The organism is Frateuria sp. YIM B11624 (assembly GCF_049727805.1).
Lineage (GTDB): Bacteria > Pseudomonadota > Gammaproteobacteria > Xanthomonadales > Rhodanobacteraceae > Frateuria_A.
Genome location: NZ_JBCNYA010000016.1, coordinates 64,294 through 86,769, shown reverse-complemented (window position 1 = coordinate 86,769; position 22,476 = coordinate 64,294). Strand labels below are relative to the sequence as shown.

General features: G+C 63.3%; 20 protein-coding genes and 3 tRNA genes. 18 read left to right on the top strand and 5 right to left on the bottom strand.

The genetic code is table 11. From position 1 onward, the window contains the following. From AAIL17_RS10150 to AAIL17_RS10135, 4 genes are all read left to right on the top strand, one after another. A tRNA-Gly gene (locus tag AAIL17_RS10150) sits at positions 1-76 on the top strand. 72 nt (positions 77-148) lie between these two features. Then, a tRNA-Cys gene (locus AAIL17_RS10145) sits at positions 149-222 on the top strand. A gap of 129 nt (positions 223-351) precedes the next feature. After that, positions 352-438 (top strand) — tRNA-Leu (locus AAIL17_RS10140). A 40-nt stretch (positions 439-478) separates the two neighbouring features. Continuing rightward, positions 479-877, top strand: a complete 399-nt coding sequence (locus tag AAIL17_RS10135) for a response regulator (RefSeq protein WP_424682717.1) — start codon at positions 479-481, stop codon at positions 875-877. 96 nt (positions 878-973) lie between these two features. Here the strand turns inward: AAIL17_RS10135 and AAIL17_RS10130 are convergent, their stop codons facing one another. Next, on the bottom strand, positions 974-2,311 hold the full coding sequence (locus AAIL17_RS10130) for a hypothetical protein (RefSeq protein WP_424682716.1): 1,338 nt from the start codon (positions 2,309-2,311) through the stop codon (positions 974-976). Between the two features lie 137 nt (positions 2,312-2,448). On the opposite strand from AAIL17_RS10130, the gene AAIL17_RS10125 reads away from it, so the two are divergent. From AAIL17_RS10125 to AAIL17_RS10085, 9 genes are all read left to right on the top strand, one after another. After that, positions 2,449-3,156, top strand: coding sequence for a response regulator (locus tag AAIL17_RS10125; RefSeq protein WP_424682715.1), 708 nt, complete (start codon positions 2,449-2,451; stop codon positions 3,154-3,156). Then, on the top strand, positions 3,153-4,511 hold the full coding sequence (locus tag AAIL17_RS10120; protein ID WP_424682714.1) for a sensor histidine kinase: 1,359 nt from the start codon (positions 3,153-3,155) through the stop codon (positions 4,509-4,511). The genes AAIL17_RS10125 and AAIL17_RS10120 overlap by 4 nt, the downstream gene beginning before the upstream one ends. Before the next feature lie 89 nt (positions 4,512-4,600). Beyond that, positions 4,601-6,271 carry a urocanate hydratase gene (gene hutU, locus AAIL17_RS10115; RefSeq protein ID WP_424682713.1) on the top strand — a complete coding sequence of 557 codons (1,671 nt, stop codon included), beginning with the start codon at positions 4,601-4,603 and terminating at the stop codon, positions 6,269-6,271. Between the two features lie 150 nt (positions 6,272-6,421). Continuing rightward, complete coding sequence (locus AAIL17_RS10110; protein WP_424682712.1) at positions 6,422-7,252, top strand: ParA family protein; 831 nt, start codon at positions 6,422-6,424, stop codon at positions 7,250-7,252. Next, positions 7,252-7,779 carry a hypothetical protein gene (locus tag AAIL17_RS10105; RefSeq protein WP_424682711.1) on the top strand — a complete coding sequence of 176 codons (528 nt, stop codon included), beginning with the start codon at positions 7,252-7,254 and terminating at the stop codon, positions 7,777-7,779. The genes AAIL17_RS10110 and AAIL17_RS10105 overlap by 1 nt, the downstream gene beginning before the upstream one ends. Further along, entirely contained in the window at positions 7,776-8,495 is a 720-nt protein-coding gene (locus tag AAIL17_RS10100) for a hypothetical protein (protein WP_424682710.1), read from the top strand. The genes AAIL17_RS10105 and AAIL17_RS10100 overlap by 4 nt, the downstream gene beginning before the upstream one ends. Positions 8,496-9,476: 981 nt before the next feature. Then, entirely contained in the window at positions 9,477-10,412 is a 936-nt protein-coding gene (locus AAIL17_RS10095) for a hypothetical protein (protein WP_424682709.1), read from the top strand. Between the two features lie 697 nt (positions 10,413-11,109). After that, positions 11,110-11,580 (top strand): hypothetical protein, encoded by a 471-nt coding sequence (locus tag AAIL17_RS10090; RefSeq protein ID WP_424682708.1) that lies wholly within the window; start codon positions 11,110-11,112, stop codon positions 11,578-11,580. Beyond that, positions 11,553-11,894: a lysozyme inhibitor LprI family protein gene (locus AAIL17_RS10085; RefSeq protein ID WP_424682707.1), complete on the top strand. Its 342-nt coding sequence runs from the start codon at positions 11,553-11,555 to the stop codon at positions 11,892-11,894. Before AAIL17_RS10090 ends, AAIL17_RS10085 begins: the two co-directional genes overlap by 28 nt. Before the next feature lie 188 nt (positions 11,895-12,082). On the opposite strand, the gene AAIL17_RS10080 is transcribed toward AAIL17_RS10085, so the two are convergent. Continuing rightward, on the bottom strand, positions 12,083-13,387 hold the full coding sequence (locus AAIL17_RS10080) for a hypothetical protein (protein WP_424682706.1): 1,305 nt from the start codon (positions 13,385-13,387) through the stop codon (positions 12,083-12,085). Between the two features lie 526 nt (positions 13,388-13,913). Next, entirely contained in the window at positions 13,914-14,378 is a 465-nt protein-coding gene (locus tag AAIL17_RS10075; RefSeq protein ID WP_424682705.1) for a hypothetical protein, read from the bottom strand. A gap of 907 nt (positions 14,379-15,285) precedes the next feature. On the opposite strand from AAIL17_RS10075, the gene AAIL17_RS10070 reads away from it, so the two are divergent. After that, positions 15,286-15,942 (top strand): helix-turn-helix domain-containing protein, encoded by a 657-nt coding sequence (locus AAIL17_RS10070; protein WP_424682704.1) that lies wholly within the window; start codon positions 15,286-15,288, stop codon positions 15,940-15,942. Between the two features lie 110 nt (positions 15,943-16,052). Further along, positions 16,053-16,799 carry an alpha/beta fold hydrolase gene (locus AAIL17_RS10065; RefSeq protein ID WP_424682703.1) on the top strand — a complete coding sequence of 249 codons (747 nt, stop codon included), beginning with the start codon at positions 16,053-16,055 and terminating at the stop codon, positions 16,797-16,799. A gap of 149 nt (positions 16,800-16,948) precedes the next feature. On the opposite strand, the gene AAIL17_RS10060 is transcribed toward AAIL17_RS10065, so the two are convergent. After that, on the bottom strand, positions 16,949-18,451 hold the full coding sequence (locus tag AAIL17_RS10060; RefSeq protein ID WP_424682702.1) for a serine hydrolase domain-containing protein: 1,503 nt from the start codon (positions 18,449-18,451) through the stop codon (positions 16,949-16,951). A gap of 206 nt (positions 18,452-18,657) precedes the next feature. On the opposite strand from AAIL17_RS10060, the gene AAIL17_RS10055 reads away from it, so the two are divergent. Continuing rightward, positions 18,658-19,566: an alpha/beta hydrolase family protein gene (locus tag AAIL17_RS10055; protein ID WP_424682701.1), complete on the top strand. Its 909-nt coding sequence runs from the start codon at positions 18,658-18,660 to the stop codon at positions 19,564-19,566. A 464-nt stretch (positions 19,567-20,030) separates the two neighbouring features. Continuing rightward, the gene (locus AAIL17_RS10050; protein WP_424682700.1) at positions 20,031-20,816 is read left to right on the top strand and encodes a lysozyme inhibitor LprI family protein; all 786 of its coding nucleotides are present in this window, start codon (positions 20,031-20,033) and stop codon (positions 20,814-20,816) included. Between the two features lie 104 nt (positions 20,817-20,920). Here AAIL17_RS10050 and AAIL17_RS10045 read toward each other — a convergent pair whose 3' ends face one another. Beyond that, positions 20,921-21,838 carry a DUF5996 family protein gene (locus tag AAIL17_RS10045; protein ID WP_424682699.1) on the bottom strand — a complete coding sequence of 306 codons (918 nt, stop codon included), beginning with the start codon at positions 21,836-21,838 and terminating at the stop codon, positions 20,921-20,923. Positions 21,839-22,114: 276 nt separating this feature from the next. Between AAIL17_RS10045 and AAIL17_RS10040 the strand changes: the two genes are divergently transcribed. Then, on the top strand, positions 22,115-22,450 hold the full coding sequence (locus AAIL17_RS10040; protein WP_424682698.1) for a hypothetical protein: 336 nt from the start codon (positions 22,115-22,117) through the stop codon (positions 22,448-22,450). Positions 22,451-22,476 lie beyond the last annotated feature (26 nt).

Below are 22,476 nucleotides of genomic sequence, written 5' to 3'. Positions count from 1 at the left end.
GCGGGAATAGCTCAGTTGGTAGAGCACGACCTTGCCAAGGTCGGGGTCGCGAGTTCGAGTCTCGTTTCCCGCTCCAGTTTCCAGAAACCTCGGACCACCGGGGTTTTGTTTTTTAAGCGGACCGCTATCGACGCGCTCCGCGCGCGATGGCCAGGTGGCAGAGTGGTCATGCAGCGGCCTGCAAAGCCGTGTACGCCGGTTCGATTCCGACCCTGGCCTCCATTGCGCGAATCCCGAAGGCCCGCCACCCGGCGGGCCTTTTTCGTTCATCGCCCATCGTGTCCATGGCAGGGGAAGGGTAGGTGGGCTCCGGCGCCTGCTGCTAGGATGCCCGGGCCTCATCCACCGTCCGCCCGGATGGCGAAACTGGTAGACGCAAGGGACTTAAAATCCCTCACCCTCGCGGGTATGCGGGTTCGACCCCCGCTCCGGGCACCATGGGACCGGGTTCCCGTCCTTGCCGCATCCGCAGATTCCGATGGCCAACCAGCACACGCACGACCCGTCGGGCCCCGGTGATTCTCCGGCGTCGCTGGTGATCCTGCTGGTGGAGGACGACGCCCTCATCCGCATGGACGCCGCCGACATGCTGCGCGAGCTGGGGCACGAGGTCGTGGAAGCCGAGTACGGCCCCGACGCCATGGCAGTGCTGCAGGCGCGGGCGATCGACGTGCTGGTGACGGACGTGGGACTGCCGGGCATGTCCGGCACCGAACTGGCCGAGCGCGCCCGCCGTTTGCAGCCCGGCATCGGCCTGGTCTTCGCCACCGGCGACACGGAACTGGAAAGCCGGGGAGGGCCGACGGATGCCGTGATCCTGTGCAAGCCCTACGACAGCGCGAGCCTGGCCGAGAGCCTGCGCCGGCTGTCGGGCTGACGCAGGTTCGGCTTCCGGATTTCCGGTCTCGCGAGGAAGCTCCATTCCCGGTTGCGCCCGGAGAAGAATCACCAAGCTTCGACCGCGACCGGTCTGCTAGCGGGCGGCGCCTTCCGCGACGGTCCAGTCGCCCTTGCGCGTACCCGGCACCAGTCGCCAACCCGGCGCCAACTGCATCGTCCATCCCTTGCCGTGCAGCTTGCCGTCCTTCGCATCGCCTTCGGGTGCCGCCACGGTCAGGCGAGACCAGTCGCCCGCCATCAGCGCGCCGCCGTCCACCTCGATCCAGCCCCATGCGTCGATCACGTGCATCGTCGGGTAGACCGTTCCGGCCGCACCGAGCGGCATCAGGTTGCGCGGGTCGAACTCCACGTTCTTGTCCCCGAGCGGCAAGTGCAGCACCGGCCCGGCGATGAGCTGCGCCTGGTACGCGGCAGCCTGCCGGGTACGAACCTCGGCGCGTGCGCGTTCGCTGGCCAGCAGGGCGGCGCCGCCGTAACGGGCAGCCCGCTCTTCGAGCATGGGCTCGGCCCGCAGGTCCACATGGAGCGCGGTGGCCAGCAGCTCCGCCGGCGAGCCGCCCTGCACGATCGCCTTGCGCCAACCCGGCCGGTAGCGATCCAGCAACATGCCGTAGGCCGGCCCGGTGGCATAGGCGAAGGAGCGCACGAAGCTCGGATCATTCTTCGCATGCACGGCGAGGTCGTGGCGGGCCATCGCCAGTTGTTCTGCCGGCGACGTGCTGCCGACCATCACGCCGGTGTACTCGGCCAGGCCCTCGTTGCGTTCGAGCGTCGCCTCGCTCTGCCGCGCGGCGGGAAAGCGCCGGTAGCGTGCGGCGCGGAACGCCAGCGCATCCGTCGCGCGGGCTCGCCGGTCCGCATCGCTTGTGGTCGTGAGCGCCGCGTCCAGCGCGCGCCATTCCAACTGCAGCGTGTAGCGTCCTTCCAGGGTGTCGAGCTGCGGGTTGTCGACGTTGCCGGCGGGCAGGCCCAGGCTGTCCTGGATGCGGTGGAACGCCTCGTGGGTCATCAGCACGCGACGGCGCAGCGCGTCTTCGGGCAGCGGCCAGAGCATCTCGCTCCAGCGCACGCCGGCCCAGGTCACCGCGGTGTTGGCGATGGACTCGCTCGCCGGCAGCGTGCCCACGAACACGCCTCCGTCGGCATGCAGCCGGCCTTCGGCGTCCGCCTGGTTGGCGATCACCTTGCGCGTGGCGGGATCGACCAGCAGGCGCGGCCCGCACAGGCTCTTGCCCCACAGCCGGCCGTGGTCCGCCTCGCACTGGCGCGTGGCCTCGTCGAACCAGGCTTTCGCTGCTGCGGGCGACAGCGGCAGCGTCGTGGCGTCGGCCGCCGGCGCGTGCGCGCACAGCAGCAGGTACAACGCCGCGCCGGTGGTGGCGAGCAAGCTGGATCGGACTGTCGGTTGCATGAGCGCGGATTCCTCTGGGTGGTTTCGGGGTTGCCGCTTCAGCCTGCAAGCCGAACGTATCGCCCTGTTGTCGCGGAATCCTCCGATCCGCCGCCACCGACACATTGGTGATACAAACCCGTGCGATGTCATCGACCATGACGAATACAGACACGCGCCGGATCCTGGTCGTCGAGGACGACGAGAGCGTACGGGATGCGATCGTCGGCTACCTCGACCGCCACGGATTCTCCGTGCGGGGCGCCGACGGTGGTGTGGCGATGGACCGGCTGCTGGCCGCGCAGCCGGCCGACCTCGTCGTCCTCGACCTGATGATGCCCGGCGAAGACGGCCTGTCGATCTGCCGTCGCCTGCACGAACGGAGCGTTCCGGTGCTGGTGCTGAGCGCGCTCGGCGAGACCTCGGACCGCATCGTCGGCCTGGAGCTCGGCGCCTCGGACTACCTGGCCAAGCCCTTCGACCCGCGCGAGCTGGTGGCGCGGATACGCGCGGTGCTGCGGCGCCAGCAGACCGCCGACGTGGCGACGACGACGGCCTACCACTTCGATGGATTCCGCTACGACCCGTCCGCGGCCGTGCTGCTCGACCCGCGGGGGCAGACCGTGCCGCTGACCGCGGGCGAGCTGCGCCTGCTCGCCGCCTTCGTCAAGCGCCCGGCGCAACTGCTCAGTCGTGACCAGTTGCTCGACCTGACCCAGCACGATCCGGCGGAGCATTTCGATCGCGCGATCGACCTCTCGGTCAGCCGCCTGCGCCGCAAGCTCGGCGCGGCCGGCGCAGGCGAGTCGATCGAGACGGTGCGTGGCCTCGGCTACCGGTTCCGCGCCACCGTGACACGGCAATGAAGGGCTCCACGGTACTGGCGCAGACCGCATCCCTCGCGTTCGCCGCGCTGCTCATCGCCACGGTGCTGAACTTCGCGATCGTGCTGCTCACGCCCACGCCGCCCGCGGCGCGCATGAGCGTTGCCGAAGCCGCGGCGGCGTTGCAATCGGATGCGGGCGGCCGGCTCTCCGTGCGCACCATCGGTTCGCCTCCCGCTGGCGCGCGCAGCCGCCTGCTCGAAGCGAGCCTGGGCCGCCGGCTCAGCCTGCCGGCCGCGCGCGTGCGGGCGGTGTGGACAGGCGAGGGCGCAGGAGGCATCGCTTCCGGCGCCGGCCAAAGCGTCGTGCTGGTCGGCGAACGCGACGTGGTCGTCGACAGCAGCCCCGTCGGGTTCACCATGCGCTACGGCGAAGGCGTCGAGCTCAAGCCGGACACGCCGGTGCCGCCGTTCGTTGCCGCTATCCGCCAGCCCGACGGCCAGTGGCGTGAGGCCAGCCTGCCGGACCCCTGGTACGCCGCCTGGCGCCTGCGCATGGCGGCCACCTTCGTCGGCGGCATGCTGCTGCTGGCCTGGCCGGTATGGCGCGCAACGCGGCGGCTGGTCGATCCGATCCGCCGCCTGGGCGATGCCGCGGCGGCGACACGACTGGTCGGCGACGCCCCCTTTCCCGCGCAAGGCCCGAGGGAAGTCCGCGCGGTCGCCCAGGCCATGAACGACATGCACCTGCGGCTGGTCGCACAGGCGCAGGAGCGCACCCGCATCCTGGCCGCCATGGCCCACGACCTGCGCACGCCGCTCACCGGCCTGAGGTTGCGCGCCGAAACCGCGCCACCGGCCGAGCGCGACCGCATGGTGGCCGACCTGGCACGCATGGCGGCGATGATCGAGGAAGTGCTCGCCTACAGCCGGCTGGGTGACCGGCGCATCGTGCACGCACCGGTCGACCTCGCCTCGTTGCTTCAGGAATGCGTGACCGACCGCGAGGCGCTCGGCCAACCGGTCAACCTGGATGACGTGGCCGCGCCCTGCGTGATCGACGGCGACGCCCTGTTGCTGCGGCGGGCGTTCGACAACCTCGCCGACAACGGCATCCGCTACGGCGTCGCCGTTCGCGTCTCGCTGGTGGTGGAGTCAGGCATGGCCCGCGTGCGCTTCGACGACCGCGGCCCCGGCATTCCGCCGGAGCAACTGGCGCGCGCGACCGAGCCGTTCTGGCGGCTGGAGCCCTCGCGCAGTCGCGCCACCGGCGGCATCGGCCTGGGGCTCGCGATCGTGCGCGACGCCGCCCACTCCCATGGTGGCGACCTGACCTTGCGCAATCTCCCCGAAGGCGGCTTGCGCGCCCAGTTGGCGCTGCCGCTCCGGCGCAGCTAGCCCGCAGGTCGGGTGATGCGGCGCGTTGGTGCTCGGCCGGACCCGGACGCATAATCGGGCGTATTGCTCGCCATGCCCAAGGACCCGCCATGAACGCCCCCACCCGCATCGACACCACCCGCGTCATCCGCGCCCCGCGCGGCACCGAGCTGACCTGCAAGAGCTGGCTCACCGAGGCGCCGTACCGGATGATCCAGAACAACCTCGACCCCGAGGTGGCGGAGAACCCGGCCGAGCTGGTGGTCTACGGCGGCATCGGCCGCGCCGCGCGCAACTGGGAATGCTTCGACGCCATCCTGCGCTCCCTGCGCGAGCTCAACGACGACGAAACCCTGCTGGTGCAGTCCGGCAAGCCGGTCGGCGTGTTCCCGACCCACCCGGACGCCCCGCGCGTGCTCATCGCCAACTCCAACCTGGTGCCGGCCTGGGCCAACTGGGAGCACTTCAACGAGCTCGATAAGAAGGGCCTGATGATGTACGGCCAGATGACGGCCGGAAGCTGGATCTACATCGGCTCGCAGGGCATCGTGCAGGGCACCTACGAGACCTTCGTGGAGATGGGCCGCCAGCACTACAACGGCAGCCTCAAGGGCAAGTGGATCCTCACCGCGGGCCTGGGCGGCATGGGCGGCGCGCAGCCGCTGGCCGCGAGCCTGGCCGGCGCCTGCTCGCTCACCATCGAATGCCAGCAGAGCCGCATCGACTTCCGCCTGAAGACCCGCTACGTCGACGAGCAGGCCACCGACCTGGACGACGCGCTGGCGCGCATCGAGAAGTACACCAAGGCGGGCGAAGCCAAATCCATCGCGCTGCTGGGCAACGCCGCCGACGTGCTGCCCGAGCTGGTGCGCCGCGGCGTGCGCCCCGACGCCGTCACCGACCAGACCAGCGCGCACGACCCAGTCAACGGCTACCTGCCGCTCGGCTGGACGGTGGAAGAGTGGTTCGAGCGCCGCAAGAGCGACCCCAACGGCACCCGCGATGCCGCCAAGCGGTCGATGAAGCAGCACGTGGAAGCCATGCTCGCCTTCCACGAGAAAGGCATCCCCACCTTCGACTACGGCAACAACATCCGCCAGATGGCCAAGGACGAAGGCTGCGAGAACGCCTTCGCCTTCCCCGGCTTCGTGCCCGCCTTCGTGCGCCCGCTGTTCTGCCGCGGCGTCGGCCCGTTCCGCTGGGTGGCGCTCTCGGGCGATCCGGAAGACATCTACAAGACCGATCAGAAGGTCAAGGAACTGATCCCCGACGACAAGCACCTGCACAACTGGCTGGACATGGCCGAGCAGCGCATCAGCTTCCAGGGGTTGCCGGCGCGCATTTGCTGGGTGGGGTTGGGGCAGCGGGACAAGCTGGGGCTGGCGTTCAATGAGATGGTGCGGAAGGGGGAGTTGAAGGCGCCGGTCGTTATCGGGCGCGATCACTTGGATTCCGGATCCGTCGCCAGCCCCAACCGCGAGACCGAGGCCATGAAGGACGGGAGCGATGCCGTGTCTGACTGGCCGTTGCTCAATGCCATGCTCAACACGGCTAGTGGCGCGACTTGGGTGTCGCTGCACCACGGCGGCGGCGTGGGGATGGGTTACAGCCAGCACTCGGGGGTGGTGATCGTGTGTGATGGCAGCGAGGGGGCGGATAAGCGGATTGCGCGGGTACTTTGGAATGATCCGGGGACCGGCGTGATGCGGCATGCGGATGCCGGGTATGAGAGGGCTGTCGATTGCGCCAAGGAGCAGGGGTTGAGGTTGCCACTGGCTTGAGTGGGCTCGAACGTGCCTCTTCAGCCAGATGCCATAGGCTTGTGGAACGAAAATTCCCAAGGGGTGCGATGAGGAGATGTCGCCAGGGATTCTGGCCGTACAGCTCTTGGCGCTAACGGATGACACGCAAGATAACTATTCGGGGGAACGGTGAAAGTCATCAGCTTGATCAACATGAAGGGGGGCGTTGGCAAGACGACGCTCGCCGTCAATATTGCCGACTGCCTGACGAGACAGCACGGTGCCTCAGTGTTGATGTTGGATGTGGATCCACAGTTCAACGGGACACAGTGTCTGATGACGCCGGAGGACTACGTTGCGTATCGAGCGGCGGGCAAGGACACCATGCTTGACTTGTTCGATAGGAAGCGGGTTAAGGCATCTACTGTGCAAGGCTCGGAGGAAGTCAAGCCAAAAACATTGGAGGAGATTGAACTCATAGAGGCCCGTGCCAACTTTTACTTGCTCCCCGGAAGCCTCGACCTCTACCGTCTAGAGATGGCGCCCGGAGAGGGGCGGGAGAATCGCATCAAAGCGTATTTGTCAGCGATCACTGCAGATGCCAACTATGACTACGTCATTATCGACACGCCGCCGACGCCATCAGTCTGGATGACTAGTGCGCTCATAGCTAGCGACTACTATTTAATTCCGGTTCGCCCTGATCCTTTATCTTTGACGGGTCTCGACCTGTTGAAAAGTGTCGTGGAGGATCGGAAAGAGAACTATGGGCTGTCAGTGCGATGCGCGGGTGTAGTCCTGACGATGACCAGACAGGGCACTAACGTGCTCAGTGACGCTCGGACCTACCTCTCCGGTGATGGATACTGGAAGGACAAGGTTTTCACCACTGACGTGCCGCAACGGGTGAAGTTTGCAAAGCAGCAGCTGGAGAATATTTTCATGCTTGACTCCGATGCTCCAGATATGAAAACAGCGATAATCAGCGTGACCAACGAGTTGGTAGTAAGGACTGCGTGATGGCGACGAAGAAGACAACCCGATCAGAAACCGAGGTGGCGCTAAAGACGCTGGACTTGCTCCAGGAGCTGGTGTGGGCTATTCGTTCAAGAGAGGCGAATGAGCTTTCTAGCGGAGTTTCGTACCTCCGGAACCTCACGCTGCAGGAAAAGTTGGAAAAGCGAAAACCTGAAAAGAAGGCTTCGCTCGTTGAGAGGCGCAGTGATCTAAAAGCTCTGGTGGGATCGTTGCCACTGGTCCTTGCGGACGCTGAGTTGTTCCCCTCAAATGAAGACATCGCCAAGTTTGCGCAGGAAGCCTTGCGGATTCAAATTTCAAGGTGGGAGAAGCGTTCTCGTTACGAAATGATCGGTATGTTGGTCATGGAGTCCATGAGCGCAAGTCCCGCTCGTTTAAGGGAGGTGGCCGGCCTACTGAATAGGATTAGCGAAGAGTCCGATTCGATGGATGAAATCAAGAGAAGTGCGCGTCAGACAGGGTTCTCCTGGAACGAGGCCATTCGCAAGCTGTCAACATTCGTTGAATGAATACCGCAACAAAACAGGATTTTGGAACGTTCCTTAGCTACATTGATGGCTACTCTCTGAGCGCTATCGGGCACGATGCCGTTAAAGTCGCGCACGTAAGATTGGCTCATGCACAGTTTCTGGCGCTGCTTACGATAGCTGCCGAGCTACTCTCAGTTTCGGGATCGGTCAGCGGTGAGTTTGAGTCGTCATATGGTGAGCATGGCAAACGCTACTTCGGCGAGGTCGTTTCTGATTGCTCAGAATTCGTGATGTGTGTGTTGCAAGGGCTTTGTCGCTCAAGTGGTGGAACGCTGCGATCGGGAATCGAATCTTACTTGAAAGCGTTCTCAGCTGTTGAGCAACCGTTAATTCTTCAACGCACGTCCGTGCCGGATGTATTCAACGATGCTGTTGGAACGTCTTTTTTCTCCACCATAGTAGGGAAGAAGGTTCTCTCCGATCTTAAGGTGGTTTACGGCGAACTAAACTTTTATGTTCATACTGTTTCGTCAGCGCAAATGTTCGGCGCGTCGGCAGCTGGTAGCTTTCCCCGTTGGTCCGATAAAAATGAAAGGTTAATCGAACTGTTTGTTCGGACGGTTCGTTTATTCCTGTATGGAGTAATGGGCGCTCGGCGAGATTTCTATGACCGTTTCGATCATAGAAACAAAGTGATCGTTAATAGGTCGATGACCAGACAGCAGCGGCGCTCAGCAATGGGGGTTGACGACTGAGGTTAGCGGAAATGCGAGGAGCAGCTTTTCGGAACTAAAGGGGACGTGGCTAATTAAATCAGGACGATTAGCCACGTCCCCTTTTGTTGCGGCCGCTCGCCGCTGGCGCGCTCCGCGCCCATCAATTAACGTCGAGGTGAGTGATGTCAGATCAAGAGAACGATTGGCTTCAAGATGCCGCGTTGTCTCGCTCGATATATGAGATCGAATGCATCCGACGAACCGGTATTCTTTCCCCGAGACACTCCTCCGATCCATTGTTTAAACCTGCATTGATAAACGTTGTCATCTGTCTCAATGATCTCCTCCAGCGGGCACGGCAGGCGGGCACGCGAATAACGTTCGATGACGACGTACGCGAGGTCATTGGAGAACCGAGGGACGTTACTACGTTGATCAACGATTTCCGTGGCGCTATCTGCCATATGGCGTCACGAAGCGCAGTCGTTGAAGGTAACTGGGCCTTTTGGAATGTAGCCGTTGGGCCTACCGTGGCTATAGTTGAGTTTGGCGAGAGGAAGATTGGAGTCTGTCCATATCCTGGAGAGGTTGTAATAAACATTGGCCCGTTGGATGTCCTTCTGGAAAGGCACGTGTTCCGGGCTTATAGGGAAGTGCGGCGAGCTCTAGGAAAGTAGCGCCTAAAAAAATGGGTCAAAAAATAGGGGTCAGAGGCTGAGGTTTCCCCACATTTCCCCCAGGAAGATCATCACGTTAGCGTGGCTTGGCTGGAACGAGGTGCGCGCATCAAAGAGAATCGGGGTCAGGTTCACTTATCTCGCGCTCGGAAGTGAACCTGACCCCGTTCCGGTGCAAAGGAAGTCACGCCGGAATGACGCATAGGGAAGGATGTAATAAACGGGGTCAGAGCCCCTTATTCTCATGATCTGGCAAATAACCATATCCCTTTGCTAGATATGGCGAGTCGCACGAAGTAGGCGTATGGTTCGCACACGGCGCTGATCAGGGATGAGGATGGTCATGCACAAGGAAGATAGCGTCGGCGCGACTGCGCCGATGCAGGGCGGGGATCGTCGAAACGTTCAAAAGCGAAATTCAAACCAAGGGGAATTTTACATGCCACGTTCCTACTTTCTCCGCCGCGCCCTATCCGTGGGTGTCGGCCTGGCCGCTGCCTGCGCCTCTCTGCCCACACTCGCCGATGTGCCGATTGCAGTCACCTTCGCGGCAAACAGTGTCTGGGCGCAGGAAGTCGGCAACCTCACCCGTTCCGATGACTCGCTGGATTACACGGTTGCGGTCGCGGCGGGCAAGACATTGCAGCTCAACCTCCTGAGCCGCAATCCCAACGTTTTTTTCAAGGTGAAGGATCAGAGCCGCGACAAGGTGGTGCTCGATACCCGCAGGACTGGTGAGTCCACCTGGTCAACACCGAACGCGACGGCCACCACGTATGCGATTCGGGTCTACATCGATTCTGCCGCGTTAAAGTACGACCAAACCGCGAAATTCGCGTTGCAGATCGGGCAGTACGGGGCCGAAGACATGCAGTCGCCGGCGACCCCAGTGACGTTCGAAGCGGGCAAGCCATGGGCGCAGCGGGAAGGAATCTTGGCTTCCGGGGCTCCTGTTTACAACTTCACCGTTGCCATCGCGGCCGGCATGACAGTCAAGGTCAATCTCGTCTCGAGCAATCCCGAATTGCACTTCAGAGTGAATGACCAGACCCATGACAAAAAGCTGGTCGACACGAGCGCGACCGGGACGAACACCTGGTCCGAATCGGTTGCGACAGCGACGAATTACGCGATTCAGGTGTACGTCGATCCAGCGGCGATGTCATCCGGACAAAACGCACGGTTTACCCTGCAGGTCGGGCAATATGCTTCCGGGGACATGCAACCCGCTAAGCCAGCCAGCGTGACCACGGCTGCGCCAAAAGCGGGAGAGGATTGAGCCACGGAACGGGGTTAATGAACCGTAGGCAATAAAGGGAGCGGGAGTGAGTCACCCACTTTCTCGGACGGTCTAATTGGGAATTAATGGGGAGGCTAATTGAATTGATTGGAGCACGCATGCTCCGCATCCATTCCTCATCGCTGTAGAAACGGGGTCAGGTTCACTTATTAGCGAAGCCAAAAAGGGGCGGAGCCAATTAATTCGCTCCGTCCCTTGAGCAGTATTCGCTCGGAACTCAATCATCGGTCGATCTGACGCAGGAACGCGACGACGTTACCGGGTGACCACCCTGGTTGATTCAAATGCAACTTTGACCATAGCTCCAAGACCCCTGCCTCTTCGGCCGTTGGTCTACGTCCACCACCAGCACCACCGCCGCATTCAGGCGTAGACAGACGTAAGTCGAGTGTGCTGGTCTTTATGGTGATTGACACGCACACGGGAAGGGCGTCCCTTCGGCGGCGTTCAATCTGTTGTGTGATCCAGTCCGGACTAGCGTCCTGCAGCGAGCGTTCATCACCAGCTATCGACACGCGAATCATCGGCCCTTCTCCGAGTTGGGTAGCCCAACAGTGCGCCTGTTCGGTCGCAATACTTGAGACGTGAAACCAAAGCGGGGCCAGTTCAGACTGCACTTTTAAGTCGAACCTGACACGAGTTTTGATCCCAGTTTGAAATCCTGACCGGAACCCGCATGCCTCGTATCCATTTCTCATCACTGCTGCGCTGGCTTGTGCTTCCGCTGGGCTGTGTCGTCGGATGGGCGGCGCTCGCCAGCTCGCCCTTGCCGCTGCAAGGCCGCTGGGAGGTGGTCCAGGTAGCGGTCGATCGTCGCGACCAGCCGCACTGGCTGTATTTTCCGGACGATCCACGTCTGCTTGGGCGCCAGTTGGACATCGGTAGCGACGGCATCCGCTTCGACGACGATTCATGCCCCTGCCAGAACCCGGCGATGACCGCGCTGCGAGGCGACACACTGCAGCACTTCATCGGCGTGGGTTACCCGCGGCCTGCGGCATTCGACACACCAACCCGGCCCACCCTCACAGACTTCGGTCTCAAGCTCGCCGACGCGCCGTCGCGCCGCTGCGGGTGTCCTGCACGCCTGGTGACACGCCATGGAGTGATGCCTGGTTCGTGGCGCTGTCCGACGACAGGCTGCTGACCAACTACGACAACAATGGCTATGTGCTGGTCCTGCGTCGGCGCGGCAAGCACGACCCGGTGCAGGCATCGTTCGTCTGCGCGAAAGCGCGTGGCGCCACGGAGCAGGCGATCTGCGCTTCGGCCACGCTGGCCGGCTACGACCGCAGCGTGGCCGCCGCCTATCGCTTCGCGCTGCAGCGGGCGGACGGCGAGGCTCGGACGATCCGGCAGACGCAGCGAGACTGGATCGCCGCCCGCGACGCCTGCGGCGCCGATGCTGACTGCCTCGGCAAGAGCATGCGCGAGCGCCTCGATCAACTGATGCAACCGTAACGATCGCTCAGGATATCGGCTTTTCCTGACGATAGATGACCTGACCCCCTTGCCGTCTCCTCCCCGCATGGCGGCGCTCGTTTCTAGGAAGATCCCGAACGCACCGCCAAACAACGGAGGAGACGACAGAAGTTTCCAGTTTTGTTTTCTCTTGCCGGCAGGTGAGGCTGGCCGATATTTTTTTTCGGCTACGCGGAAGGCACGTGCCAGTCGTAGGCGGTGCCGCGTGTGACATAGCGGCTGCTGCCGTCGTGCAAGTTGACGATGTAGATCCGCGTCTTCAGGGTATTGGCCGTACGCAGCTGGATGCGGCAATTGGCCAGCATCTGTTTTCCATCAGGCGACAAGCGCACGGGCTTCCACCAGACCGTCGTGTCTTCGTTCGGGGTGACGCACGGCTCGTTGATCCTGCGCAGGCCGGTCCCATCCGTATTGATTGCGTAGAGCACCTCGGTGCCCTGGGCCGAAGTTCGCCCGGTTGCGAAGGCCTGCGATCCGTCCGGCGAGATCAGCACTTGGCCCCCCAGGGGAAACTGGACGATGTGGTCGGGATCCCTCAATGCGGTGGTCTGGCCCGTAAGCATGTTCTTCGCGCACATTACCTGGCCTTCCGAGCTGTTCGGGACGCAGTTGGGATCGTTGGTCTCGGTCTCCGCATCGAAAACCACTTCATGGCCATCGTAGGAAACGTCGCCTACGCCCCAGCCCACGTAGGGAGCTCGGACGGCCGCTGCGACAAGCGTCGCCTTGCCGGTCGCGACATCGATCAGGAAGAGGTCTGCGATGGGATTCCCGGCTTTGGGACGGTTGGTATAGACGGCATAGGCCAGCAGTTTGGTCCCGTCGCCGGACCAGCGGATGGCTTCGATTCCCCGGTAGTCCCAACGGGCCGCGCACCACAGCGCGTGGTTGCCAGTGCCGTCCGGATGCATCAGCCGGACGCAGGCGGGGTGCTTGTGCGGCAGGAGCTCCTGCGAGTTGGCGTAGGCGATCTTGTTGGTGCCTTCAGGTCCCCACGCGAGCGAGCCGTAGCTGGGGCCAGCGCGCGGATCCTCGAGGTCGTCATTGCCAGGGAACAGGGGTTTGTAGCGCCCGCCCCGGTCGTTGATGATGAAGTATTTTCCGTGGTACGGGCCGCGGCCGAAGAGGGGGTAGTTGGAGTGTGCTTCCAGCATCACGCTGAAGTGCCCGCTTGGAGATAGCGCGCGGGTCGACCACAGCTCCAGATACGCTATCTGCGCCAGGCCGGGCCCGTAGTACGTGTATTGGGCAAACGGCGTGAGCTGGCGCTCGCCGGAGCCGTCGTCGTGGATACTGAATGCCGCAAGGCCGGTGAACGTCTTGACGCCGGCGTAGATGCCCGACATCGGACGCTGGAAAAGAATCGTGCCGGGGGAGCTGTGCGCAGCAGCGGGCAGGGGTTGGGCCGCGAAGGCGGTGGTAAACAGACAGGCAAGCGCGGCGAGCGCGCGGTGACGCGAGAGGACTTGCATGACGCTCTCCTTCGGCCGTTGCGGCCGTTCAGGTCATGACTCGAGATGCCGGCGCTCAGTGGCTTGTCAGCCGCTGGATCCCCGCCGGACAAGGCAGGCTAGAGCTGCGCTTGCATCTGACCCGTGAACGTCTTTGCCGATCCTCGAAGTAACGGGGTCAGAGCCCCTTATCTGATAAAGCACACCGTGAGCAGGGTCAGCGTTCTCTTAAAGACCACTCCGAGCGCGTTGTTCGTGCTACGCGATTTTCCTCTAAGGGAAAGCCGGTCAGAGTGCACTTTCTTCTAGCCAGTTACCGAAAGTCGATGCTGCTCTCGTTTCTGAACGCCTGTTTTGCGTCGGAAACCTCTGTTCGCGGATGTACCAAGCACAGCAGCTTTGGCTTGCCCGAGAGCTCCTGACGATTCGCTTCCGTCGCGCGGGATGCGGCTCGATCCGGCCCGACACGCTGCGCTAGAGTCTGGCTCCCAAGGTAATAGAAGGGACGGAGGTAATTAAATATGCCTTGCCTTGGCGCGGGAATGGGCTACCGGCCGCTGTTGCGTCCGATGCTGCAGGTAAGTGCGATCAAGGACGATGAGGCCGGAGCGGCTCCGTAGGACGCTGAGGACACCATCAGCGCGCCTGTCTTGCCTTTGAATTGCAGGTGATAGACGTATAGGTTGAGAACGGTCATGCCGGAGCTCCGTGCAAGCAACACCAGATCACCGGGCACCTGCTGCAGCACCTCCACCTTCCAGCCGTTGCTGCCATCCTCAATCTGCTCGATGAGGTCGTAGCCGGATTGCGTCACCACGAAATGGCTATCGATGTACCGGATGTCGATGATGCTCGCGCTCTGGGCAGCCTCTACAGGACGGGGCAGCGGATACCCGACGGCGTACGTCACCCCCACCTCATGGCCGCCGCTGCAATGTGCTGCGAATTCCTCCGGGTAAGCCGCTGGCTGGGCAGTGGCGAGCGCAGAGACAAGCAGGGGCAGGGCGAACATGGCAGAGCCTCATGGCAGGTGGTATGGCGGAAGTGTGTCATCAAATGGGGAAATAACGGGGTCGGAGCCCCTTGTTCCTCGAGCCTTGGGCGCCGTCCCTTGCGGGAGTAACGGGCCAGAGCCCTATCTGAGAGCAGGGTCAGAGTTATCTTTACAAAACACTCCGGGCGCGTTGTTCGTGCTACGCGTTTTTCCTCTAAGGAAAAGCCGGTCAGAGTGCACCTTCTCCTAGCCAGTTACCGATAGTCGATGCTGCTCTCGTTTTTGAACGCCTGTTTTCGTCGGAGGCCTCTGTTCGCGGACGTACCAAGCGCAGCAGCTTTGGTTTGCCCGAGAATTCCTGGCGATTCGCTTCCGTCGCGCGGGATGCGGCTCGATCCGACCCGACGCGCTGTGCTCGAGTGTGGCTCACAAGGCCTGCCTCCCACGTAAGAAGGCTGGGGATAGCGGAAACGCTCGTATTTTTTGATCTGGTCTTTACCGGCTTGCGCGTAGGACGCGACGAGGGGTGATCGCTGGCCTCGGTTGGCCAGCGGCGCGTCCGATATCCGCAGTGTCTGAAAGTGCAGCAGATGGCAGCGAACCGAAGCGGAGGCCGGTGATTCCGACCTACTTTTCAGCAAGGGGTCAGCTCATTCCTCCACCGCTGACCCGGAACGAAGGCACCGCGGGCATGGCCTTTCCAGTTCACATTCACAGGTATGAGGGAAGCAGCCGGCTTCATGCTCCCCTGGAATGGCCGACGATGCGGATAGAGCATCGGCTCCTCAACCCCGGCTTTCTGCGGCCCGTAACCTGCACCTGTACCACTGTCAGTGTTGCTCTCGGGGGTCGCGCCTTCGCCCGTTGGAGGGACGGCGCATTTCGGCCGGTAGCGGTACGTCCCGGCATAGCAACCCTTCAACCGGTGGGCCTGGAGGAGACGGAGGTCGAGATCACTGCGCCGGTCGAGTCCCTCCTGATTTTCCTCGCGCCGTCGTTGACCGCATCCAGTGCTCTGGCTGATTACGATATCGATCCGGCGAGAGTGGAACTGTTGCGGACAGCAGGGATCTCGGACCCGCTTCTGAACGAGGTGGCGGCCGTGTTGCGGGACATGGGTTCTCGGCCGCCCGAGCCAACGGACGCACTGTTCGCCGAAGGCGCCAGTGCCATGCTCGCGGCGCATCTCGTTGCCCGGTATTCGAACATTTGCGTGCGCCCGGCCATCCGCGCGCCGTGTCTTCCCGATCACAAGCTGAAGCGGGTGATCGACCTCGTAGAGTCGCGTTTTGCCGAGGCGATCAGTCTGAACGAGTTGGCAGCGGAAACGTGCCTCAGCCCGTTTCACTTCGCTCGGCTTTTCCAGAAGGCTACAGGCCTCCCGCCCCATCGATACATCACGGAGCGTCGCGTCCAGTGCGCGAAAGCCAAGCTCGCGGAGGGTCGACTCTCATTGGTCGAGATCGCCCTAGCGGCGGGGTTTGGATCGCAGGGAAACCTCAATCGCATCTTCCGGAAGCACACGGGGCTGACCCCGGGCCAGTTTCGTACGCTGCGGCGCAACTGTCCGAAGGCGCACTAGCCACCCGGCATGCGCAAGAACAGCGCTTGATTGCGCAAGATCGGCGGATACGGCGGTCCTTCGAACGCAGGATGCTTCGTCTCACAGCGACCACCTTGTGGAGGTGCACCATGTCGAAGAAGCCAACCATCGTTTTCTGTCACGGCATCTGGGCGGATGGCTCATGTTTCAGCAAGGTGATCCCGGCCTTGCAAGCCGATGGACACGAGGTCATCTCCGTCCAATATGGCCTGGACTCGTTTGCTGAAGACGTGGCGACAGTGAGGCGCACGCTCAACCGCGTCGGCGGTCCGGTCCTGCTTGTCGGCCATTCCTACGGCGGAGCCACCATCACGGCCTCGGGCGTTGACGAGCGCGTGGTCGGCTTGGTCTATATCGCGGCGGTCGCTCCGGATGCCGGCGAGACTGTCCAGGATCAACTGGACAAGTACCCATCCGATATTTTCTCTCGCGTCGTGGTCGCTGATGGCCGCGCCTGGATGCTTCCCAACGGCACCGAGTTCTTCGCCGGGGATCTGTCCCAGGAAGACCAGAAGCTCGTCTGGGCGACCCACTACGCGCCTGTCTTCGATCTCTTCAATCAACAGAAACTCGGCACTGGCGACATTGCATGGAAGTCGAAGCCGAGCTGGTACGTCCTGGCGACGCAGGACCATACGGTGCATCCCGATTTGCAGCGCTGGGTGTCCACGCGCATGGGCGCGACCGTCACAGAAGTTGCGAGCAGCCACGTGCCGATGCTTTCCCAGCCGAGCGTCGTCATCGACGTCATCCGTAAGGCCGCCGCTGCTGTGCTCGGGAACCGGCTGGCGACGGGAACGAAGGGAGCTGGAGTTCCAGTTGGAGCCGCGGGATGAAGCAAACCGGGTTAGAGCGCGCTTTTCTCTAGCCAGTTACGAACTAAAGGGGACGTGGCTATCAAGATAATTAGTCACGCCCCCTTTGTTGCGTAGTTTCATCGCAGAGCATCGCCCACAAGCGGGCTCCTGGGTGGAGCGGTCGCCCGCTACTTCACGCGGGTCAGGGAGGTCCAGAACGGCAGGATGGTGATGCCGTCGGAGGTTCTCTTCCAGGCGTCGATTTCGCCTTCGATGCGCTCGCCGCGGCGCTTGAGCGTGAAGTCGAGTTGGGTGAGGCCCGCGCGGCGCGTGTCGGGCGTGCCCAGGTCGCCGCTGGTGCCGCCGGCGATCCAGCCATCGGCCAAGCCGAAGTCGCTCACCGCTTGGGCCGGTTCGCGGCGGAGCGCGAAGGTTCCGTTGCCGGCGGCATCGATGGTCAGCGTGGCCGGGATCTGCTGGCCCTGGGCCGTCAACGTGCCGCGCCAGGTGCCGGCGTAGTCGGCCGGCAGCCCCTCATGACGCGGCACCGGGGGCCGCGGAAGGGTCGTCCAATCGGGCGCCACGGTGCGCAGCAGGCGGTCGCGTACACGCTGGAGGAAATCCAGGTCCGACTGGCGATTGCTTGCCACGATGCACGCTGCATCGGCCCACGGCAACAGCACGAATTCCACCGACACGCCGGTCTGCCCGCCGCCGTGGGAGAGCACCGTGTGTCCGGACGGATCATGCGAGACCTCCCACCCCATGCCGTAGCCGAAGCCCGGCAGGTGTGCGTAGGGCTGGTGCAGCAGATCGATCTGCGCGTCGGTGAGGATCGGCTGCTGGTCGGCCAGGTGGTCCTTCAGGTGGAACATCGCAAAGCGCGCCAGGTCGTGCACGCTGGCGATCACTTCGCCGGAGCCGGGCGTCGCGGTGAGATAGAACGGCATCGGCCGGCCGTCGTTGGTGTAGCGCACGGCCATGGTCTGGCGGCGCGCCACGTCGGTATCGAAGAAGCTGTCGTGCAGGCCCAGCGGGTCGAGCACGGCCTTGCGCAGGTAACGGCCGTATTCCATGCCTGCACGGCGCGCGACGATGTCGGCCAGCACCGCCATGCCCAGGTTGGAATACTCGTAGTGCTCGCCGGGCGGCGCGTTGAGGAAGCCGTAGTCGCGCAGCAGTGTGTCGACCGACGGTTGCCTGGCCGCGCCGCCTTCCGGGTACATGGCGAACAACGAAGGCAGCCCCGATAGATGCGTAGCCAGCAGGCGCGGCGTCACCGCGTTCACGGGGCCGTCCGCGTCGACGATCTTGTGCTTGCCGAGGTAGTCGTTGGCCGGGTGGTCCAGGTCGATCTTGCCGGCAGCGACCAGCGTCATCATGGCGGTGGTGGTGAACGGCTTGCTGGTCGAGGCGATCGAGAACGGCGTGTGTGCGGTCACCTTGCGTCCGGCCGGGTCGGCGGTGCCGAACCCCTGCTCCCAGACGATCTTTCCATGGCTGACCAGGGCGACTGCGACACCGTTGAGGCGGCCGGTGTCGATCTGCGCCTGGACGTCATGTCCGATGGCGCGCCGTGTGGCTTCGGACGGCGTGCTTGGCGTCGTGGCGAGCGACACACAGGGTGCGGCGGCCAGCAACGCTCCGATCAGAATGAAGCGGTGAATGGGTAGGCGTTGCGGGAACAACATGGCGGGATCTCCTTCGGCAAGGAAAACAAGGGGCAGAGTGGATGAAAACGAGGTCAGGTTCACTTATCTAGGTGCGTGAAAGTGAACCTGACCAGGTTCGGAAGTCGTTCGAATCCAGGTGCGAACGTGTAGTCTTCGCTCGAACCGGCAGCCTGCCCATGGCTACCGGCGCCGCTTCCGAAAGCCAGCCCCGCTTGGGAGGACGCATGAGCAAGCACGCGCGACAAGGCCTTCTGGCCGCCGGTTTTCTTCTCAGCCTGACTTGCATCGCCAGTGTGCAGACACGCCCGGCGCCTGCCGCCGGACACAGTCCCGTGACCGAAAACCGCGCCTCGATGGAGACGATGCAGATCCCCAGCCACGGCAAAGGAATGAATGCGCTGGTGTACGTCGCCGCCGGCGTCGGCCCGCACCCGGCGGTAATCCTGCTGCACGGCTTTCCTGGCAACGAGCGCAACCTGGACTTGGCGCAGGACATCCGTCGCGCCGGCTGGGACGTGCTCTATTTCAACTACCGCGGCTCATGGGGTACGCCCGGCGATTTCTCTTTCACGCATGGCATCGAGGACGTCGCGGCGGCACTGGCCTACCTGCGCCAGCCGGCCGTGGCGAACAAGCTGCGGCTGGACCCCGCGCGCATCGTGCTCGTCGGCCACAGCATGGGCGGCTTCATGGCGATCCAGGCCGCCGCGGCCGATCCGCGCGTCAGGGCCATCGGCGTGATTTCCGGCGGCGATCTTGGCGGGGTGTACCAGCACCTGCGGCGCGAAAACGCCAGCGCCAATGCGACGGAGAAGATGGCGACCGGCCTGGCCCACGAAGGCATGGCTCCGCTGCACGGCTGCACGGCCGATGGTCTCGCGCAACAGGTGGCCGCGCACGCCGCCGACTGGGTGTTCACCGCCAAGGCGGCTGCACTGAGGGACCGCAACGTCCTCGTGGTCACCTCCGACGACGGCTTGGCTGACTACAACGAAGCGTTCGCAGACGCTTTGCGCAAGGCCGGCGATCGCCACGTGACTACCAGGCACCTGTCTACAGATCATGCCTATTCGGACATGCGCACCGACCTGTCTAAGACGGTACTTGCGTGGCTGGCAGGCTTGGCGCAGTGAGCTGCACAAGTACACAAGTAACGGGGTCCACAAGTAAGCCTCTTGTTGGCAAGCTCGCAGTGAACCCGACCCAGTTAATCTTTAAGGCATGGATAGAAAAATACTCAGAGCACACCTCGCAGAGCGCGTGGCAGCGGACCGTGGGGTAACGATCGAGGAGGCTAACGCGATCGTATTGGCGGGAATCCGGAAAGCTCCGGGTAGACAGGCCAAGCCCAACAAGACCAAAGGTGCTTCTGAGCGCAAGAAGAAGCGCACTAAGGCCAAGCGGGCCGCCAAGGTGCCGCTTACCGCCAAGCAGAAGATCGCTCGTCATTTCGGGCGAGACGATGGTCGCGCTCGGGGGGGTACACCATTCCTCCAAGGTGGCGCGCCCGGTTTGGGCAAACGGTAACCGTAGCCCGCATTTTGGCCCGGCGCCCTTAGCTTCATTCTTGTTGCCGCAAATCCTGACCGGAGCCCGCATGCCCCGCATCCCTTTCTCATCGCTGCTGCGCTGGCTTGTCGTGCCGCTGGGTTGTGTCGTCGGATGGGCGGCGCTCGCCAGTTCACCCTTGCCACTGCAAGGCCGCTGGGAGGTGGTCCAGGTAGCGGTCGATCATCGCGACCAGTCGCACTGGCTGTATTTTCCAGACGATCCGCGTCTGCTCGGGCGCCAGTTGGAGATCGGCAGCGGCGGCATCCACTTCGACGACGATTCACGCCCTTGCCAGAACCCGGCGATGACCTCGCTGCGAGGCGACACGCTGCAGCACTTCATCGGCGTGCGTTACCCGCGGCCTGCGGCATTCGACACGCCAACCCGGCCCACCCTCACGGACTTCGGTCTCAAGCTCGCCGACGCGCCCGTCGCCCCGCTGCAGGTGGTCTGCACGCCTGGCGACGCGCTGTGGAGCGGTGCCTGGTTCGTGGCGCTGTCCGAGGACCGGCTGCTGACCAACTACGACAACGACGGCTACGTGCTGGTCCTGCGTCGGCGCGGCGAGCGCGATCCGGTGCAGGCATCGTTCGCCTGCGCGAAGGCGCGTGGCGCCACGGAGCAGGCGATCTGCGCCTCGGCCACACTGGCCGGCTACGACCGCAGCGTGGCCGCCGCCTATCGCTTCGCGTTGCAGCGGGCGGACGGCGAGGCTCGGACGTTCCGGCAGACACAGCGAGACTGGATCGCTACCCGCGACGCCTGCGGCGCCGATGCCGACTGCCTCGGCAAGAGCATGCGCGAGCGCGTCGATCAACTGATGCAACCGTAACGATCGCGGGGAAAAACAAAACGGGTCAGGTTCACTTATCGGGAAAAACAAAACGGGTCAGGTTCACTTATCTAGCCTATGGGAGCGAACCTCGCGACGATTGCCTACGTCGTCGTTTCGTCGTCTTGTCGCCGCTCGAGTGCGCCACGATCCCACTGGCCCAGCTCGGCGGCCTGGTTCCAGGTACTTTGCAGAAACGCCTGGAGCGTCTGTTCGGGCGATGCGCTCCGTCGAACCGCGTCGTAGGGCAGGATGAATTCGCCCAGTTCCCGGTGGAAGTACGCTTGCGAGGGCTGCACTGCCGCATCGGCCAGCCCCGCGGGCGGTGGCACGGCGTAGGCGTAGAACGCCGGCTCCTGCAGCCGTGCGTCGCCGGGCCAGAAGCCGTGGCTGATCACTTCGTGCGAGTAGGCGTCGCGCTCGAACGCCGGTCCATTGCGCGGCGGCGCGCGGCGCCCGGAAAACCGCGTCACCGCCAGGTCGAAGCTGCCCCAGAAGAAATTGACCGGGCTGCTCTTGCCGTCGTAGTCGCATCGCCACAAGGCAAATACGCGGTCGACCTGCACCAGGATGCGCCAGAACCGCTGCGCCCAGGCCCTTTCGTAGATACTCGGGCGGGTATCGTCGTCCAACCGCACCGGCACGGGTATCTCGACCGTCACCGGCCAGATCCGCACCGCTAGATCCATGTCCGCGAGCGCATCCATCAGCATCCGGTAGAACGCCCCGACGCTGCGGGATGCCAGTGGTAGCCGCCGGATCGTGCCGTCGGTGCAGGTGATGTCCAGGGCATGATCGAGAAAGTCGAAGGCGAGCGTGAACGCGCGTGACCCATGCGGCAGCATGCCGGTGGACAAGCCGCGTGGGGTCACGTGCAGTGCTACGCCCCAGCAATGGTTGAGTGGCGGTGCCAGGGCGAGCGCCACCTTGCCAACCATCTGCGAGTACAGATGCAGGGTCGCGTAGGTGTCCTGCCAGGCGGCGTACGGCAAGGACGGCCAGGTCCGATCGTCGTCCGTCATGCGACTCCTCCGATACCCGTTGCCACAGGTCGGGCGAGGCGGTGAGGGTAGGGCGCTACCCGTTACGGGGAAGAAAAGGACGGAGGCAATCAACCACCATCGCAAGCGAGCGGGTTCTCCGGTCTCGTCTGCAACCACGCTCGACCACGGCTTCGGGCATGGGCCTGTGGCGTATCCGGCAACCGGAACCGTTCCCTTTTCTTCAACTGTTTTTCGCCCATGTGCGTGTAGAGCGTGGTGCGGGAGGAATCCGACTGCGCGGTGGGGGATTTCGTCATGGCAAGAAGCGACATGAGGGACATCCGGGAGATCCGGAAGTACGCCGGTCAGGTGCAGCGGATCGCAAGTGCGCTTGCAGATGATGGGGACTTTGCGAGGCGGTTGATCGATGCCGTGCACAGCGGCAGCAGTGCCGAGATGGAAAGGGTCTTCGCGGACCTCGACGTCAGCAGCGATGTGCGGATCAGCATGGTGGACGAGACCGGACCCGGGCCTGCCACGCCGACAAAAAGGGCAAGGGCCGCGGCAAAGTCGAAAACCAAGACGATCACTGTGACGGTCGGGATAGGGTGGTTCTCGATCTCGGTCACCGTCAAGAAGGAATCGAAGTAGTGCAACCAAGGGGACGGGGCGATTAA